This window comes from Microbacterium sp. Mcb102 (genome assembly GCF_024519805.1).
GTDB lineage: Bacteria > Actinomycetota > Actinomycetes > Actinomycetales > Microbacteriaceae > Microbacterium.
Map to the genome: position 1 here is coordinate 30,237 of NZ_JALJRG010000010.1, position 16,722 is coordinate 46,958.

Annotated in this window: 18 protein-coding genes and 1 pseudogene; 11 read left to right on the forward strand and 8 right to left on the reverse strand. The window is 67.8% G+C overall.

Annotated elements, in window-relative coordinates:
- Positions 1–2: 2 nt before the first annotated feature.
- The gene (locus OC372_RS19180; RefSeq protein ID WP_262003859.1) at positions 3–1,019 is read right to left on the reverse strand and encodes a CPBP family intramembrane glutamic endopeptidase; all 1,017 of its coding nucleotides are present in this window, start codon (positions 1,017–1,019) and stop codon (positions 3–5) included.
- Positions 1,020–1,113: 94 nt separating this feature from the next.
- On the opposite strand from OC372_RS19180, the gene OC372_RS19185 reads away from it, so the two are divergent.
- The 3 genes from OC372_RS19185 (at position 1,114) to OC372_RS19195 (ending at position 3,974) form a co-directional block, all read left to right on the forward strand.
- The gene (locus tag OC372_RS19185; RefSeq protein WP_029262742.1) at positions 1,114–1,806 is read left to right on the forward strand and encodes a response regulator transcription factor; all 693 of its coding nucleotides are present in this window, start codon (positions 1,114–1,116) and stop codon (positions 1,804–1,806) included.
- A 59-nt stretch (positions 1,807–1,865) separates the two neighbouring features.
- Positions 1,866–3,566 carry a sensor histidine kinase gene (locus OC372_RS19190; protein ID WP_262003862.1) on the forward strand — a complete coding sequence of 567 codons (1,701 nt, stop codon included), beginning with the start codon at positions 1,866–1,868 and terminating at the stop codon, positions 3,564–3,566.
- A gap of 120 nt (positions 3,567–3,686) precedes the next feature.
- Complete coding sequence (locus OC372_RS19195) at positions 3,687–3,974, forward strand: WXG100 family type VII secretion target (protein ID WP_105711327.1); 288 nt, start codon at positions 3,687–3,689, stop codon at positions 3,972–3,974.
- 67 nt (positions 3,975–4,041) lie between these two features.
- Here the strand turns inward: OC372_RS19195 and groL are convergent, their stop codons facing one another.
- From groL to OC372_RS19215, 4 genes are all read right to left on the reverse strand, one after another.
- Entirely contained in the window at positions 4,042–5,661 is a 1,620-nt protein-coding gene (gene groL / locus OC372_RS19200; protein ID WP_029262745.1) for a chaperonin GroEL, read from the reverse strand.
- A 124-nt stretch (positions 5,662–5,785) separates the two neighbouring features.
- A complete protein-coding gene (locus tag OC372_RS19205) occupies positions 5,786–6,364 on the reverse strand; it encodes a LytR C-terminal domain-containing protein (protein ID WP_029273976.1) in 579 nt (192 codons plus the stop codon).
- Between the two features lie 89 nt (positions 6,365–6,453).
- On the reverse strand, positions 6,454–6,711 hold the full coding sequence (locus tag OC372_RS19210) for a DUF3263 domain-containing protein (RefSeq protein WP_029262747.1): 258 nt from the start codon (positions 6,709–6,711) through the stop codon (positions 6,454–6,456).
- Between the two features lie 9 nt (positions 6,712–6,720).
- The gene (locus OC372_RS19215) at positions 6,721–7,713 is read right to left on the reverse strand and encodes a DUF2332 domain-containing protein (protein WP_262003864.1); all 993 of its coding nucleotides are present in this window, start codon (positions 7,711–7,713) and stop codon (positions 6,721–6,723) included.
- A 71-nt stretch (positions 7,714–7,784) separates the two neighbouring features.
- On the opposite strand from OC372_RS19215, the gene msrB reads away from it, so the two are divergent.
- Together msrB and OC372_RS19225 are read left to right on the forward strand one after the other, a co-directional pair.
- Positions 7,785–8,189: a peptide-methionine (R)-S-oxide reductase MsrB gene (msrB, locus tag OC372_RS19220; protein ID WP_029262749.1), complete on the forward strand. Its 405-nt coding sequence runs from the start codon at positions 7,785–7,787 to the stop codon at positions 8,187–8,189.
- Positions 8,186–8,749, forward strand: coding sequence for a nitroreductase family protein (locus tag OC372_RS19225; RefSeq protein ID WP_029273975.1), 564 nt, complete (start codon positions 8,186–8,188; stop codon positions 8,747–8,749). Before msrB ends, OC372_RS19225 begins: the two co-directional genes overlap by 4 nt.
- Positions 8,750–8,753: 4 nt before the next feature.
- On the opposite strand, the gene OC372_RS19230 is transcribed toward OC372_RS19225, so the two are convergent.
- Positions 8,754–9,665, reverse strand: a complete 912-nt coding sequence (locus OC372_RS19230; protein ID WP_262003887.1) for a DMT family transporter — start codon at positions 9,663–9,665, stop codon at positions 8,754–8,756.
- Positions 9,666–9,766: 101 nt separating this feature from the next.
- Between OC372_RS19230 and OC372_RS19235 the strand changes: the two genes are divergently transcribed.
- The 5 genes and pseudogenes from OC372_RS19235 to OC372_RS19255 all read left to right on the forward strand — a co-directional run bounded on the left by OC372_RS19235 (position 9,767) and on the right by OC372_RS19255 (position 14,102).
- A complete protein-coding gene (locus tag OC372_RS19235) occupies positions 9,767–10,393 on the forward strand; it encodes an SOS response-associated peptidase family protein (RefSeq protein ID WP_029262752.1) in 627 nt (208 codons plus the stop codon).
- Positions 10,394–10,486: 93 nt separating this feature from the next.
- Positions 10,487–11,325: pseudogene (locus OC372_RS19240) on the forward strand (ABC transporter ATP-binding protein).
- Positions 11,322–12,137, forward strand: a complete 816-nt coding sequence (locus OC372_RS19245; protein WP_262003866.1) for an ABC transporter permease — start codon at positions 11,322–11,324, stop codon at positions 12,135–12,137. Before OC372_RS19240 ends, OC372_RS19245 begins: the two are co-directional and overlap by 4 nt.
- 10 nt (positions 12,138–12,147) lie before the next feature.
- A complete protein-coding gene (locus tag OC372_RS19250; RefSeq protein ID WP_262003869.1) occupies positions 12,148–13,422 on the forward strand; it encodes a sensor histidine kinase in 1,275 nt (424 codons plus the stop codon).
- Complete coding sequence (locus tag OC372_RS19255; RefSeq protein ID WP_262003872.1) at positions 13,419–14,102, forward strand: response regulator; 684 nt, start codon at positions 13,419–13,421, stop codon at positions 14,100–14,102. The genes OC372_RS19250 and OC372_RS19255 overlap by 4 nt, the downstream gene beginning before the upstream one ends.
- A 4-nt stretch (positions 14,103–14,106) precedes the next feature.
- Here the strand turns inward: OC372_RS19255 and OC372_RS19260 are convergent, their stop codons facing one another.
- Positions 14,107–15,060, reverse strand: a complete 954-nt coding sequence (locus OC372_RS19260) for an aldo/keto reductase (RefSeq protein ID WP_262003873.1) — start codon at positions 15,058–15,060, stop codon at positions 14,107–14,109.
- A 45-nt stretch (positions 15,061–15,105) separates the two neighbouring features.
- A complete protein-coding gene (gene ppk2, locus OC372_RS19265; protein ID WP_410054878.1) occupies positions 15,106–15,966 on the reverse strand; it encodes a polyphosphate kinase 2 in 861 nt (286 codons plus the stop codon).
- 248 nt (positions 15,967–16,214) lie between these two features.
- Between ppk2 and OC372_RS19270 the strand changes: the two genes are divergently transcribed.
- Positions 16,215–16,526, forward strand: coding sequence for a hypothetical protein (locus OC372_RS19270; protein ID WP_262003878.1), 312 nt, complete (start codon positions 16,215–16,217; stop codon positions 16,524–16,526).
- The last annotated feature ends 196 nt before the right edge of the window (positions 16,527–16,722 follow it).

Below are 16,722 nucleotides of genomic sequence, written 5' to 3' on the forward strand. Positions count from 1 at the left end.
GCTCAGCCGTGCAGCATCGGGTCCAGGCGATGGGTTCCGCTTCCGACGCCGGCGCCCGTCACCCTGCTCGCTGTGCGGACGATGCCGAGCCTGCCCGCCCACCGGTCGGCGAGCAGCGCATAGACGACCATCGCGACCGTCGACGCGAGCAGATCGACGGGCGTTCCCGTGGTGGCGTTGGCATCGACGAGGCTGACGGTGCCGAGCAGGAAGATGAGCGCGTTGTTCACGATGTGCAGGGAGATCGCCGCTTCCAGACCGCCCGTGCGCCAGGTCAGCCACGCGGCGACGATCGCGAACATGCCCACGCTCGCCGCCCCCCAGATGTCGTAGCCGTGCCCGAGCACGAACAGCGGCACCGGGAGCAGGATGGCGAAGGCCGGATGCCGCAACCAGCCACCGACGAGCTGCATCAGATAGCCGCGGAACACATACTCCTCGGCGGCGGCCTGCAGCGGGATGAGCAGCAGCACGAGCAGCACCATGACCCATAGCGCCGGGTGGGAGAAGTCGACGACGATCACCTCGCCCGTGGCGGCCGCCCCGCCGAGCACGACCGCGAAGTAGACGACGAACACCGCGAGTGCCAGCAGCAGGCTCCGGACGAGCCACCCCATGCGCAACCGTCCGGTGACAGAGGACAACAGGCCGACGCCGCGCCCCTCGACGATGCGCGACGCGAGCAGGAGCGCGGGGATCATCAGGATCAAGGGCAGCACCAGTGCGAGGAAGAGCCAGGGGCGATCGAGGTCGAAGTACTGCACCGTCGTGAGGAGAACCTGCATCTCGGCTCCCCAACCCGGCACGAGCAGCGAGGCGACGACGAGCGGCACGATCAGGAGGAGCAGGATCGCCACGTAGAGCGCCACTCCGACGACTCCGGTCACGAGCATCCGCCACCAGCGGTACCTCGGTCGCAGGCGTGCCAGACGGTGGTAGGGGATCTGCTCGGCGGGCGAGGGCACGGCCGGAGCGATGGCGGATGCGGGGGCGGCGGGGGCGTCCTCGTTCGAGCTCATGCTCCCATCCTCTCAACGATGCAGAGGTGCGCGACTCCGCGCCGTTCCGGACAATAGTCAGCAACTGCATGGCCGAAGTCACCATAATGGGGACATGACTGCTCCGCGCATCCTGGTCGTCGACGACGAACCCAACATCCGTGACCTGCTCTCGACGGGTCTCAGCTTCGCCGGATTCCAGGTGAAGACGGTGGCCAACGGCGCCGCCACGATCTCGGCCGTCCTCGAAGAGGAGCCGGACCTGATCATCCTCGACGTCATGCTCCCGGACATGAACGGGTTCAGCGTCACCAAGCGTCTCCGCGGCGCCGGGTTCACCGCACCGATCCTGTTCCTCACGGCGAAGGACGGGACCGAGGACAAGATCGAGGGCCTCAACGCGGGCGGCGACGACTACGTCACCAAACCCTTCAGCCTCGACGAGATCGTCGCGAGGGCGCAGGCGATCCTGCGGCGCACGATGCAGGCCGACGAGGAGTCGATCATCCGAGCGGGCGAGCTGTCGATGGATCAGGACACGCACGATGTCCATGTGGGCAAGGAGCCGATCGAACTCAGCCCGACCGAGTTCAAGCTGCTGCGCTACCTGATGCTCAACCCGAATCGCGTTCTGTCGAAGGCACAGATCCTCGATCACGTGTGGGAGTACGACTTCAACGGCGATGCCGGGATCGTCGAGAGCTACATCTCGTACCTGCGTCGCAAGATCGACCCGCACACCGAAGAGTCGCTCATCCAGACCAAGCGCGGGTTCGGATACATGCTCAAGGTCGGCAAGTCGGTCTGACGACCGACCCCGACCACCAGCGCCGTCCCACGGCGTACAGAACGCCCGAGGAGGACCGCATGGCGAACAAGCCCGATGCGGTCACCGCCTGGTGGCGCCGCATCAGCCTGCGCGCGAAGGTCACCGGGGTCACGGTGGCGGTGCTCGCTCTCGGTCTTCTCGTCGCGGGTCTCGGAACCGTACCGATCCTCCGCAACGCACTCGTCGCCAACATCGATGCGCAGCTGCCCGCACTGGTGTCCAGCGATCTGGTCGAACGGTACTTCGATGCCACGACGGTCGACGGCGTCACGACCTATACCCCGCGTGAAGAGAAGCCACGGGACTTCTCTTTCGCGATCTACGACGCGACAGGGGTGCTCCGTGCCACTGCGCGAGGCACGTCGGGTCAGGCCCCTCTCTTCCCCTCGGAATACTCACTCGCCAAGGCGACCGCAGACACCGATCAGATTCCGCTCGAGATCCCCGGCGCAGACGGCAGCGTCTTCCATGGCGCCGTCGCGGTGGTGGGGTCGGAGGGCGGTGCGCTGCGCATCCAACTGGTCGCCTTGCCGCTCGCACCCGCCGACCGCATCATCAGCCAGTACTTCGGCATCTACATCACGATCGCGCTGATCACGATCCTCATCGCGGCACTCCTCACCCGGGGGCTCGTCACACTCACCTTCCGCCGGCTCGGTCAGGTCGAGGCGACGGCCATGTCCATCGCGGCAGGCGACTTCCGGCAGCGGTTGACCGACCTCGAACCGACCACCGAGGTCGGGCGACTGAACACGGCGATCAACACGATGCTGGATCGCGTCGACGGCTCACTCGCTCAGCGCGACCGCAGCGTTCAGCACATGCGACGATTCATCGGGGACGCGAGCCACGAGCTGCGCACGCCGCTGGTGAGCGTGCGCGGCTATGCGGAGCTGTATCGCATGGGGGCGATCAAGGGCGAGGAGGACACCGCCAGAGCCATGGAGCGCATCGAGAAGGAGGCCATCCGCATGGGTGTCCTGGTGGAGGACCTCCTCGCGCTCGCACGTCTGGACGAAGAGCGCGAGCCCGAGATCGTCGCGCTCGACCTGCGACCGATCGCCCGGGACGCCGCTCTCGATCTGCGCGCCGCAGCACCGGGGCGGACAGTGACGGTGATCGATCGCACGGTCGAGGCGATGTCGCCCATCCAGCTACAGGACACGGCTGCTCCTCAACCGGATCAGCCGGCGACACCGCCCGCACGAGGGCTCTCCCGCACCGCGCTTTCGCGCCTGCGGCGTCGTCCGCGGCAGCCGGATCCGGCACCGGCGATCGACTTCACCGAGATCCCCGACATCCCCGTGCGCACCCCGCCGATCGTTCTGGGCGAAGAGAACAAGGTGCGGCAGGTCGTGACGAACCTGTTGGGGAACGCCCGCCGCTTCTCCCCCGAGGACGGCCCGATCGAGATCGTCGTCGATTCTGACCGGGTGCTCGGCACCGGCAGCATCTCGATCGTGGACCACGGCGAGGGTATCCCCCCGCAGATCCGGGAGCAGATCTTCGAGCGCTTCTGGCGCGCCGACACGTCCCGCGCACGCGAGACCGGCGGTTCCGGCCTCGGGCTCGCGATCGTCGCGTCGATCATGAAGGCGCTGCACGGCGGCGTCGACGTCTCGGAGACTCCGGGAGGTGGAGCGACGTTCACGGTCACGCTCCCTCTCGCGCCTGCCCGCGCCACACCCGAGCACCTTCTCGAGGACACCCAGCCCCTGGAACGGCTCGACCTGTCCTGACGGCTCTGCACGACCCGCCGTGGCTCGTGGTTCTGCACACCCGCTGTGCGCGAGCGGCCTGGGGACGGAGCGGGCAGGGCCAGCCCGCCTAGCGTCGGAACTCCAACAGAAGGAGTTCTCATGTCCGTCTTCACCGTCGACACCGAAGCCGTCCACGCCGCGCACGGAGCGACCAGAGCCACCATCGAACGACTGCAGACCGAGTCGGCCACGCTCATGGCGCAGTTGCGGCAGCTGCAGTCCTCCTGGGTCGGCAGTGCATCCACCGCCTTCCAGGGCTGCGCGGAGCAGTGGCAGGGCGCGCAGCTCCATGTCGAACAGGTGCTCGACTCGATCGGCACCTCGCTCGGGTCGGCAGCCTCTCAGTACGCGGACGCCGACCAGTACTCGGCCAGCCTGTTCCGCTGAACCTCGCCCGACACGAACGCAGAACGCCCCCGGCCGGAGCCGGGGGCGTTCTGTCATGAGGGCTGGATCAGAAGTCCATGCCGCCCGACGGGTCACCCATCGGAGCAGCGGCCTTCTCGGGCTTGTCAGCCACGACGACCTCGGTGGTGAGGAAGAGAGCCGCGATCGAGGCTGCGTTCTGCAGCGCCGAGCGGGTCACCTTCGCCGGGTCGATGATTCCCGCAGCGAACATGTCGACGTACTCACCGGTGGCCGCGTTGAGGCCCTGACCCGAGGGGAGCTCGGAGACCTTGTTCGCGACGACCCCCGGCTCGAGACCGGCGTTCAGCGCGATCTGCTTGAGCGGAGCCTCGATCGCGACGCGAACGATGTTCGCACCGGTCGCCTCGTCGCCCGAGAGCGTCAGGCCGTCGAGAGCCTTCGTGCCCGACTGGATCAGCGCGACGCCACCGCCGGGGACGATGCCCTCTTCGACGGCTGCCTTCGCGTTGCGGACGGCGTCCTCGATGCGGTGCTTGCGCTCCTTGAGCTCGACCTCGGTGGCCGCGCCCGCCTTGATGACGGCGACGCCACCGGCGAGCTTCGCCAGACGCTCCTGCAGCTTCTCACGGTCGTAGTCGCTGTCGGTGTTCTCGATCTCGCGACGGATCTGCGTGACGCGACCCTCGATCTGGTCTGCCTCACCGGCGCCCTCGACGATCGTGGTCTCGTCCTTGGTGACGATGACCTTGCGCGCACGGCCCAGCAGGTCGAGCGTGGCGTTCTCCAGCTTGAGGCCGACCTCCTCGGTGATGACCTGACCACCGGTGAGGATCGCGATGTCCTGCAGCTGCGCCTTGCGGCGGTCGCCGAAGCCGGGAGCCTTGACGGCGACCGACTTGAAGATGCCCTTGAGCTTGTTCAGCACGAGCGTCGCGAGAGCCTCGCCCTCGACGTCCTCGGCGATGATGACGAGCTCCTTGCCGTCCTGGATCACCTTGTCGACGATGGGCAGCAGGTCCTTGATGTTGGAGACCTTCTGGTTCGCGATGAGGATGTACGGGTCTTCGAAGACCGCTTCCTGGCGCTCCGGGTCCGTGACGAAGTACGGGTTCAGGTAGCCCTTGTCGAAGCGCATGCCCTCGGTGAGCTCGAGCTCGGTGCCGAACGTCTGCGACTCCTCGACGGTGACGACGCCTTCCTTGCCGACCTTGTCGATCGCCTCGGCGATGAGCTCGCCGATCGCCGGGTCTGCAGCGGAGATGGATGCCGTGGCGGCGATCTGCTCCTTGGAGTCGATCTCCTTGGCGCTCGAGAGGAGCTCCTCGGTGATCGCGGCGACGGCCTTCTCGATGCCGCGCTTGAGCGAGATGGGGTCGGCGCCGGCTGCGACGTTGCGCAGGCCCTCGCGGACCAGAGCCTGTGCGAGGACCGTGGCGGTGGTGGTGCCGTCACCCGCGACGTCGTCGGTCTTCTTCGCGACCTCCTTGACGAGCTCCGCGCCGATCTTCTCGTACGGGTCGTCCAGCTCGATCTCCTTGGCGATGGAGACTCCGTCGTTCGTGATCGTGGGAGCGCCCCACTTCTTCTCGAGGACGACGTTGCGACCGCGCGGGCCGAGGGTCACCTTGACCGCGTCGGCGAGGATGTTGAGGCCGCGCTCGAGGCCGCGGCGGGCCTCCTCATCGAAAGCAATGATCTTTGCCATGAGTTTTTTCGTCCCTCCTGGACGTAGACGTTGGGTTTAGCACTCAGAGTGTGAGAGTGCTAACGCCATTCTGGCACTCGACACCTTCGAGTGCAAGCCGCCGGAGGCGGGGCGCATCCCGACGTCAGGAGGCAGGCGCCTCTTCCGGCGTCTCAGGTGCCGAGGTCGACCGATCGAGGCCGATCACGACGGTGAACTGCGTCTGTCCGTCCTCCGTCTGACCGGAGTAGTAGTCGCTCTGCTGCACGGCTGCACCGCCGAGGAGGTCAGCCAGACCGACGGCTGCCAGTTCGTCCGCGTCTTCGACGTAGAACACGGTCGTGTTGGCGAAATCCTGACTGGAGCTGTCGCCCGCGAAGACGTTGTCAGCAGCCCAGCCGTTGTTGATGAGCGTGTCGCGCATGCGCGTGTCGGCGCCCTCGTCGGGCGTGCCGTTCAGGATCATCACCGAGATGCTGGGGTCGACGATCCCCGTCTCCTCCGGCGTCGGCACAGCGCTCGGCGCCGCGTCGGGGAACAGCGAGACACGGCCCATGACCACCAGCGAGCCGAAGATGCCGGCGATGATGAGCACGAGTGCAGCCACGAACGACCAGAGCAGCACGACCCAGCCGTTCATCCCCGGCGCTTCGGCACGGTGCGCTCCCACCCGTCCGGACGTACGGGGAGCATCATCGAAGCGATCGCGGGTGGGCTTTGACACCCCTCGATGCTAGCGGCACCTTCCTGTCAATCCGTTTCGCCGCCGGGCCGGAGGTGCGCGCGTCGCCGGCGAGCAGTCACCGGAGAGCCTCAGCCGACGAAACCGGGCAGCCGCGCGCTGCGCCGGGTCGCACGCGAATCGCGGAGTCGGCGGAGGCGGCGCACCAGCATCGGATCGTATTCGAGCGCGGATTCGGAATCGATCAGTCGTCCGAGCAGCTGGTAGTAGCGTGCGGCGCTCATCCCGAGCTGGGCGCGGATGATCTCTTCCTTCGCCCCGCTGTGGCGCGGCCATGCCGCTTCCAGGGCGAGGATCGCGCGATCGCGCTCCGTGAGATCTCCGAGCATGGCTCCAGGTTAGGACGCATCCGCCGGCAGGCCGGGTCGCCACTCCCACCATCGCCCGAGCGGATCTGCGGCCGCGCGGACCCGTCCGTCGAGCGCCACCACGAACCCCCGCCACCGATCCGCATCGACGGGCGGCTCCCAGGCGTCGGTCACCGCGGGCGGATCGATCGTGATCCAGCGGGCGTCCATGCGCGAGATCCTCGCGATCAGCGCCGTCCGCTCCACCCGAGGGATGTGCACCAGCACGCCAGGAGTGGTGATGACGAGGGTCGCCTGCGGGGGTGCCGCCGACGCCAGCGCGGCGAGGTGCGTGCCGGCGTCCCCTTCCACCAGAAGAGGAGGATCACCGGCTGCGATGTCGAGGGCGGCCTCGATGCGCTCCTCGCGCCCCGGCTCCCCCGGCCACACGAGACCGCGCAGCCAACGCCGATCGCGTTCATCGGCGGCATCGAGCGGCGCCAGGTCGATCCCGGCACGCCACACCACCTCCGGCATCCGGAGCGCGGGAAGCGGACCGGTCACCCGGCTCTCGAGCACGACCGTCGAGACGTCGTCCGCCGGGTCGAGGCCGGCGCGGAGCACCCCGTCCTCGTCCACGAAGCGATACGAGTACCGATCGGGGTAGAGACAGAGTCCCGCCGACGCCCCGATCTCGAGAAGCGCGATCGGCCCCTCGATCTCGGAGAGCACCGGCAGAAGTGCCGCGAGACGGAGGGGCTCGTTCGTCTGCAAAGACCTGCGCGCGCACTCGACGACGATCTCGTCCGCATTCCGGAGCACGAAAGCACGCCACCGCGCATACGGCTCGAGCGGGACGCCGAGCAGCCGGGTGACGGCGAACACCAGCGGCGGCTGGCGCCTCGTCTCCGGGATCCGGAGCAGGATGCGCTGCACCTCCTCATCCCCGGCGACCCCCGCCGCCCACTCGGCATAGAGCGCGCTCCGCCCCGGAGCCTCGTCACGGGCGAATCGCGCGTAGCGCTCCTGCACGGCATCCGTCATCCGTCCATTCTGACGCGCAGCGCCCGGGGCCTCGTCCGACGAGAGAGAATGGAGTGGACTGAGGAGGACACATGTCGTACAGCGTGGACAAGACCGAAGACGAATGGCGCCGCGAGCTCGGCGATGAGCAGTACGCCGTGCTGCGTCAGGCCGCGACCGAGCGGGCCTGGACGGGTGAGCTGCTCGATGAGGAGCGCGCAGGCCTCTACACCTGCGGGGCGTGCAACGCGGAACTCTTCAAGAGCGGAACCAAATTCGACTCCGGATGCGGCTGGCCGAGCTTCTACGAGTCGATCCGCCCCGACGCGGTCGAACTCATCGAGGACGACAGCCTGGGCATGGTGCGAACGGAGGTGCGCTGTGCCAACTGCGGCTCGCATCTCGGTCATGTTTTCCCCGACGGGTTCGGCACGCCGACCGGAGATCGTTACTGCATGAACTCGATCGCGATGAACTTCACCCCCGACGCCTCGTGAGTGCTCTCGACGCGGTCCGCGCGCGCCAGTCCTGGTCGAAGGTCGACGAGACGGCGCCGAGCCGTGAAGAGCTGCTGACGTTCGTCGCCGCAGCGGGTCGCGTCGCGGATCACTCCTCGCTCCGTCCGTGGCGGCTCATCGAACTGCGCGGAGCGGATCGCGAGATGCTCGGCGCTGCCATCGCCAAAGCTCAGGGAGACGCGACCCCGTCGTCGAAGCCGCTGCGCGCACCGCTGCTGATCGCGGTCGTCGCCAGCTATCGCAAGAGCGAGAAGGTCCCGCGGTGGGAGCAGGAGGCCGTCGCCTCCGGAGTCGCCCACACCCTGAGCCTGCTCCTCGATGAAGCCGGCTGGGGCGTCATCTGGCGCACGGGGCACTACACGCGCGCGAAGGCCGTCGCCAAGGCACACGGCCTCGACAAGAACGAGGAACTCCTCGGCTGGCTGTACGTGGGAGGCAAGCCCGCGGGCAAGAAGCCCGGCCGCCGCAAGGCCGTGGATGCACGCAAGCTGATCACGCGGATGCCGAAGGCCGGGGCGAAGAAGGCGAAGAAGAAGTAACGCGTCAGCGGCGGCGTCTTCGCGGAACGGCGACGATCACGGACGCCACCGCGACGACGACCATGGCGATGACCTGCCAGAGGGCCGGTCCTGCTGCCGGAGGCCAGATCAGGTCGATCACGACCGACGTCACGAGCTGCCCGAGCACGGAGCCCAGCCCCATCAGGAGCACACCGGTGTGCGCGACGATGAACGCGCCGAGCAGGATGTAGGCCGCGCCGAGGAACCCGCCCAGGTACAGCCACGGCTCGACGGGGAGCGCATCGGGCATCCCGCGGAAGGCGATGCTCGTCCCGGCCGCGAGCAGCAGGATGACGGTGCCGGTGATGAAACTCATCAGAGTCGCGGCGAGCGGCGACTGCACACGCTGCGAAAGGCGACCGTTCGTGGCCGCCTGCCACGCGATTCCGACTCCGGCGGCGAACGGCAGCAGCAGCATCCACAGCGGGGCGGTGGCGAGCACGTCGCCCGACAACGAGATGCCGACCGCGGCGAGCGCGAGAACGCCGCCGGCGACCCGGCCGGGGGTGACCGCAACCACGCCCGCAGGGCCGAACCCGATCCGATCGAGCACGAGTCCGTGCAGGGTCTGGCCCGCGACGACGCCGACGCTGAACAGCGAGACGCCGAGGACCCCGGCGGTCAGCCCCTGGGTGGACACGGTGAGGGCTCCGCACGCCCCGCCCAGCAGCATCCAGAACGGGATCGTGTGGCGTCGGATGCCGCTCCGGAGGCGTCCCACTCCCCGCCGGGCGGAGGGGATGCAGCAGATCACGGCGACCAGTGCGAGCAGGCCTACCGAGAACGAGAGGAGGCCCGCCACGATGCCGTCATCGACGCGCACCCCGAGAACGCCGTTGATCCGGGCCTGGATCGCCGTCATGACTCCGATCGCGACGGCCCCGCCGAGTGCCAGGGGCGCGGGGAGTCGACGGGTTTCTGGCACCCGTCGACCTTATCGGAGCCCCAGCCCGCCGTGGCGTGACGGATGTCGGCGGCCGGGGCTACGCTGACGGCATGTGCGCGAGCTACGGTCTCGATCCCCGGTTCACCGATGCGGAAGTCCTCGCCGCCGCCGACGATGCGGTGCTCGAGGGCCTGCGTGTCTGGGCGGAGGGGAACGCCGGTGAGACCATCCGTCCGACGGGGAAGAACCTCCGCAACCTCAACCCGGTGATCGTGCAGCCCGATGCCGCTCCCACATTGGAACCCGCGTGGTGGGGCTTTCTCGTGAACGGTGAGCCGGCGAAGTTCCCCTCGATCAACACGCGATCCGAGCGCCTGCAGGAGCGCCCGGGCGGAGCGAAGTCGCGGGCCATCGTCCCGGCGACCAGCTGGTACGAGATGCAGAAGCCGTCGCGCCAGTGGAACGAGTTCCTCATCGACGAGGGCACGCTCTTCGGCATGGCGGCGGTCACACAGCGGGGTCGCACCGCTGACGGCGAGTGGTACACGTGCTACTCGATCGTGATGCGCCCCGCCCCCGACCACCTCGTCGATCTGCACGATCGCATGCCGCTGCTCGTCCCGGCCTCGCTGAGTCACGATTGGCTGACGGCGCCACCGTCGAGGGAGATCATCGACGAGGCGATCCTCGCCTCCGACGAGATGGCCGCACGGGTCCACGCCCGTCCCCGTTCCTGAGCCGATCCATCCGCCGCGGGGAGGACATCCTGCTCCGGAGGACGGTACCTGGGGAGGACGCGCGACGGCCCGACGCTCCGTAGCGTTGTCCACATGATCACAGCAGAAGGCCTCACGAAGAGGTTCGGAGACAAGACGGCCGTCGATGACGTGTCGTTCACCGTCAAGCCGGGTAGCGTCACCGGCTTCCTCGGTCCGAACGGTGCCGGCAAGTCGACCACGATGCGAATGATCGTGGGCCTCGACCGGCCGACGTCCGGACGCGCCGAGATCGCCGGTCGCGAGTACCGCAAGCTTCGCGCGCCGCTCACCGAGGTCGGCGTCCTTCTCGACGCGAAGGCCGTGCACACCGGGCGGACGGCACGCAATCACCTTCGGGCGATGGCGGCGACCCACGGGATCCCCTCCTCCCGCGTCGACGAGGTCATCGACCTCGCGGGCATCGGGTCGGTGGCCCGCACACGCTGATCCTCGACGAGCCGGTCAACGGCCTCGACCCTGAGGGCGTGCGCTGGGTGCGTCAGTTCGTCCGGCACGCGGCCTCCGAGGGACGCACGGTGCTCCTGTCGAGCCACCTGATGAGCGAGATGGCGCAGACCGCCGACCATGTCATCGTGATGGGGCGCGGACGCGTGCTGGCGGATGCTCCGCTGGCCGAACTCGTGCGCTCCTGGACGCAGAACACCGTGCGTGTGCGCACCCCGCGACCCACCGATCTCGCCGCGGTCGTCGGCGGCCCGGGTGTGGAGATCGTGAGCTCGGCTCCCGACCTCCTCGACATCGTGGGTCTCCCCGCTGCCCGCATCGGCGATCTCGCCGCGGACCGCGGCATCCCGCTGCACGAGCTCACCCCCACCACCGGATCGCTCGAAGACGCCTACCTCGCCCTCACCGGCGACTCCGTCGAGTACCGCACCAAGGAGATCTCATGACCACGACACAGGCACCCGCGCCCGCGCGGCCGCGCGTCGACACCGGTCGCCGGCTGACCTTCGTCCGCGCCCTGCGTGGCGAGTGGATCAAGCTCGCCACCCTCCGCTCGACGTGGTGGTCCATCGGCATCGCCGCGGCCCTCACCATCGGGATCTCCGTGCTGATCGCACAGGCGGTCGACATGCCGGGGTTCGAGCCGATCCAGGCCGTCGTCATGCCGATCCAGTTCACGATGCTGCTCGCCGGCATCATCGGTGCGATCTCCGTGACGGGCGAGTACTCGACCGGGATGATCCGTTCGACGCTCACCGCGAACCCGATCCGCGGGTCGGTGCTGGCGGCCAAGTCGACCGTGCTCGCGGTCTTCATGTTCCTGTCTTCCCTGGTGATCTTCGGTCTCGCGGCCGTCGCGGTCTCGCTCATCGTGGCGCCGCGGGATCAGAGCATCGATTGGTCGGACCCGGCCGCGTCGTTCCTGCCCATCGTCGTCTCCTCCCTCGCCATGGCGGTGTTCGCCCTGATCGGAGTCGCCTTCGGGTTCATCCTGCGTTCGGGGGCCGGAGCCATCGCGGCAACCGTCGGCGTCCTGTTCGTCCTGCCGATCGTGGCGAACTTCTTCTCATTCGCCGGCGAGGCGTGGGCATGGGTCATCGACGCATCCGCCTACCTGCCCGTAGCAGCTGCGCAGAGCGCGATCCTGCCGAGCGACGGCGCGACACTCGATGCCCCGGTCGCGTTCCTGACTCTGGCTTGCTGGGTCGCCGGCGGTGCCCTCGTCGCGTGGGGCGTGCTGCGCACCCGCGACGCGTAAAGTCGCCCCTGTGAGCAGAACGCGAAGCCGCAGCGACTCGATCCGAGAGGACGAGGAGCTGCGGCTTCCGCGTGCGCCGGGCCTCTTCCGCCGATACTGGGCCCGTCATCCGGTGTTCGCCGACGTCCTGCTGACGTTGTTCTGCCTGTTCCTCTCGCTCGCCCCGGCGGGTCGGTTCGTCGATGAGTCCGTCCCTGAATCCGCCTACATCGCGCTCAACATCGCCACCGTGGCCATGGTCGTCGTGGCGTGCAGCACACTGCTGTGGCGACGGCGGGCGCCGCTCGTTCCCTTCTTCGCGGCCATGATCCTGGGGACGGCCAGTCTGTTCACCGGGCCGTCCAGTGGCACCATCCTGCTACTCGTCGCCTGTTACGGTCTCGCCGTCTACCGGTCGTCACGCACCGCCTGGACCTCTTACGGAATCGGCGCGGTGTGGTTCCTCCTGCTCAGTGGGCTCCTGATGCTCACCGGCGTGATCGTGATGCAGAACGGACTCGACACCGCGCTCAGCTACATCGTGCTCGGTCTGATCGGCATACTCATCGGCGTCAACGTCGGCGGCCGCAAGCGCTATCTGTCGGCCGTCATCGATCGCTCGCGGCAGCTGCTCGTCGAGCGTGACCAGCAGGCGCAGCTCGCCGCCGCATCCGAACGGGCCCGCATCGCTCGGGAGATGCACGACATCGTCTCCCACTCGCTGACGGTGATCGTGGCGCTTTCCGAGGGTGCCGCCGCGACGCCCGACCGCGAGCAGGCACGCAGAGCGGCGATCCACACGGCCGACACCGCTCGTGCGGCCCTGACCGAGATGCGAGCCATGCTCGGTGTGCTGCGGGACGACGACTCTCCGCTGCCCCTGGCACCCATGAAGCCAGCGCCGCCGCGCGACACGGTCGAGGCGGCGCAGCGCGCCGGATACCCCGCGACGCTCACGGTCGCGGGGCAGGCCGAAGTCTCCCCCGCCGTCGCCCACGCGATCGGGCGGATCGTGCAGGAGGGCGTGACGAACGCGATGCGACATGCCCCGACCGCGTCGGCCATCACTGTGCGGCTGGAGTACACACCGGACTCCGTGACGATCGACATCGTCAACGACGGCGCGACCGGTGGCATCGGGACCGAAGGTTTCGGGTTGCGCGGACTCGCCGAGCGCGCCGCTCACGTGCAGGGAAGCGTGGAGTCCGCGCCGACCGACGGGGGACGATGGGTTCTGCGCGCTGTGCTGCCGACGAAGGCGGCTGCCCCCGCCCCACAAGACGAATCGACGGAGGACGACGGATGACGGATGCGATCAGGGTGCTTCTGGTGGACGACCAGGAGTTGATTCGCGTCGGGTTCCGGATGGTCCTCGAAGCGGAGAGCGACATCGTCGTGGTCGGTGAGGCCGGCGACGGGCGGGCGGCGATCGCGCAGAGCGCCGCACTCGCACCCGACCTGGTGCTCATGGACATCCGCATGCCGGAGCTGGACGGCATCGCTGCCACCGAGACCATCGTGCGGGATCGCCCTCAGACGAAAGTGCTCGTGCTGACCACGTTCGACCTCGACGAATACGCCTTCGGCGCCATCCGTGCCGGTGCCAGCGGCTTCCTCCTCAAGGACGCTCAGCGTCACGAGATGATCTCCGCCGTCCGCGCCGTACACCGTGGCGATGCCGCGCTCTCTCCCCGGATCACGCGGATGCTCCTCGAGCACGTGACCCCGCAGCTCAGCGCCTCGTCCTCCCCGACACCGGATGCCGCGGAGAGCGCGGCGCTGGACTCGCTCACCGAACGCGAGAGAGACGTATTCCTCGCGATCGGACGCGGGCTGACCAACGCCGAGATCGCCCACGCCCTCTACGTCGGCGAATCCACCGTGAAGACGCACGTCGGTCGGGTGCTGGCGAAGCTCCACGCGCGCGATCGCATCCACGCCGTGATCCTCGCGCACAGACTCGGCCTCGTCGGAAACGAGACCTGAGGCCTCAGGCGCCGGCGGGGGTCCATTCAGAGACCCGATCGAGCAGCCCCACCTCGTCGGTGGAGAGTTCGAGGCGAGCACCCGCCAGAAGGTCGGGCACCTGCGCGACCGTGCGAGCACTCGCGATCGGCGCGACCACGGTCGGCTGCGCCCGCAACCAGGCGAGGGACGTCGCGGCGATCGACACGCCGTGGGCGGCGGCGATCTGCTCGAGCGCATCGATGACGCGCAGGCCCGCCTCGGTCGCGTACTTCGCGGCGCCCTGCGCACGCGGGGAGTCCTGCCCCGCGACATCGGACGAGCGGTACTTGCCGGTCAGGAATCCGCTCGCCAGCGCGTAGTAGGGAACAAGCCCGAGCTCGAACTCCTCGGCGACCGGGATGATGGTGTCCTCGACCTCATTGCGATGAACGAGGTTGTAGTGCGGCTGAACGGCGACCGGCGCAGCGACGCCCGTGCGACGCGCGATCTCGATCCACTCTCTGATGCGTTCGGCGGAGTAGTTCGACACCGCCACGTGACGCACCAGGCCATCCTCGACGAGCTGTCCGAACGCGGCGACGGTCTCTTCCAGTGGAACGGTGTCATCGTCGAAGTGCGCGTAGTACAGGTCGATCTCATCGGCGCCGAGACGCCGGAGCGAGGCCTCGGCCGCCTTTCGCACATTCGCCCCGGAGAGGCCGCGGAACTGCGGGTGCTGGCTCACCTTCGTCGCGACGACGACACCGGATGGCTTGCGGGATGCGAGCCACTCACCGATTATCGTCTCGCTCTCGCCACCGTCATTGCCCGGCACCCAGGAGCTGTACGAATCGGCCGTGTCGACGAAGTCCCCGCCCCCGTCGACGAATGCATCGAGCACTGCGAACGACGCATCGCGATCGGCTGTCCAGCCGAACACGTTGCCGCCGAGCGCGAGCGGGAGGACGTCAAGATCACTGGTGCCGATACGAGTCATGACGAAGACAACCGCGGATCGGTCTTCGCGCATTCCCGGATGACGTCACTTTTCGTGGTCGGCAGGGGAGGAATCGCTTCTGGGCGTCTCGCCCTCGTCGTAGATCTGCGAGGGCCGCCCGACGAGCCGGGTGTCCGGGGCGTGAGCGACCAGGGGATCTTTGCCGGGGTAGTCGAATCGGGCGAGGACGCACCTCATCGCCTCGAGCCGAGCCCTCTTCTTGTCGTTCGACTTGATGACGATCCAGGGCTCGGTCGGCGTGTCCGTGTGAAAGAACATCGCTTCCTTCGCCGCCGTGTAGTCCGCCCAGCGGTCGATGCTGGCGAGGTCCGTGGGGCTCAGCTTCCACTGCTTGACGGGATCCTCGCTACGGCGCCTGAACCGGCGTCGCTGTTCGGCCTCTCCCACCGAGAACCACAGCTTGATGAGGCGGATGCCCGACCCCACGATCATCCGCTCGAACTGCGGCGCGGTCTGCATGAATTCTTCGTACTCGGCCGATGAGCAGTACCCCATGACCCGTTCGACGCCGGCGCGGTTGTACCAGGAGCGGTCCATCATCACGATCTCGCCGCCCGAAGGCAAGTGCGCGATGTAGCGCTGGAAATACCACTGCGTACGCTCGGCATCCGTCGGCTTGTCGAGCGCGACGACCCGGGCTCCTCGAGGGTTCAAATGCTCCATGAAGCGCTTGATCGCCCCGCCCTTCCCCGCCGCGTCGCGTCCTTCGAAAAGGATGAGCAAGCGCTCGGAGGAGTGCTTGATGTGCGACTGGAGCTTCAGGAGCTCGATCTGCAGCAACCGCTTCTCTCGTTCGTATTCCGCCGTGGAGAGCTTCTTCGCGTACGGGTAGTCGTGTTGCCACTCCGGAGTGACCGTCGCCGTATCGGGTGCACTGCTCAAGATCTCGCCCTCTCCCTTGCTGTCTGGTCCCCGAAACCAAGCAGGCAAGCGCAGGTGGCCGGAGCGGGGAGGCGGCCACCTGCGCGTCTTCTACCTGGCACGATCCAGAGGCCCGCCAGGAAACCTGCCTGATGTGTAACATATCATCGACTGAGGCGATACATCGGAATGCGTTTTCAGGTTTCTCACCCTCGGCATCGGCGCGGGCACAGGGATTCGGCCCATCCGCATGGGGCGACTATCGTTCTGGCATGGGCACGATCCAGTACGGCAGCGGTGACGAGATCCACATCGAGGACCGCGCACTCGCGCATCTGAAGGTCGTCATCGCGACGAAGCTCCGACGCAACGAGAGTTTCACTCTTTCGTGGCGGCACCCTGAAGGGCAGCCCATGGGACGGTCGACCATCTGGCTGCACCCGTCGATACCGCTTCGCTTCACCTTCGACGAGCCGGAGGCGCCGCAGCTGAATCCGAAATGGATCCAGGACCTGATGCAGTCCGCGAGCTCCACGGGCGGCATCAGCCTCATCGACGAGGTGCTGGACGCACCCGAGAGCTAGTCCGTCCACTCCGAGGAGGCGTGCGCCGTGGAGCCGGGAAGAACTCTCGCTACCGCGAGATTGGCCTTCGAGCGTCGGCGATCAGGAGTACGCTCCTGGCGCCCACTGTTTTGGGCCGGTGAACTGCGAGCAGTAGTAGGCTGAGTATTCGAGGGGCTGAGCAGCACTGTTATTGCGGTTGAGCAGCACTGAGTAT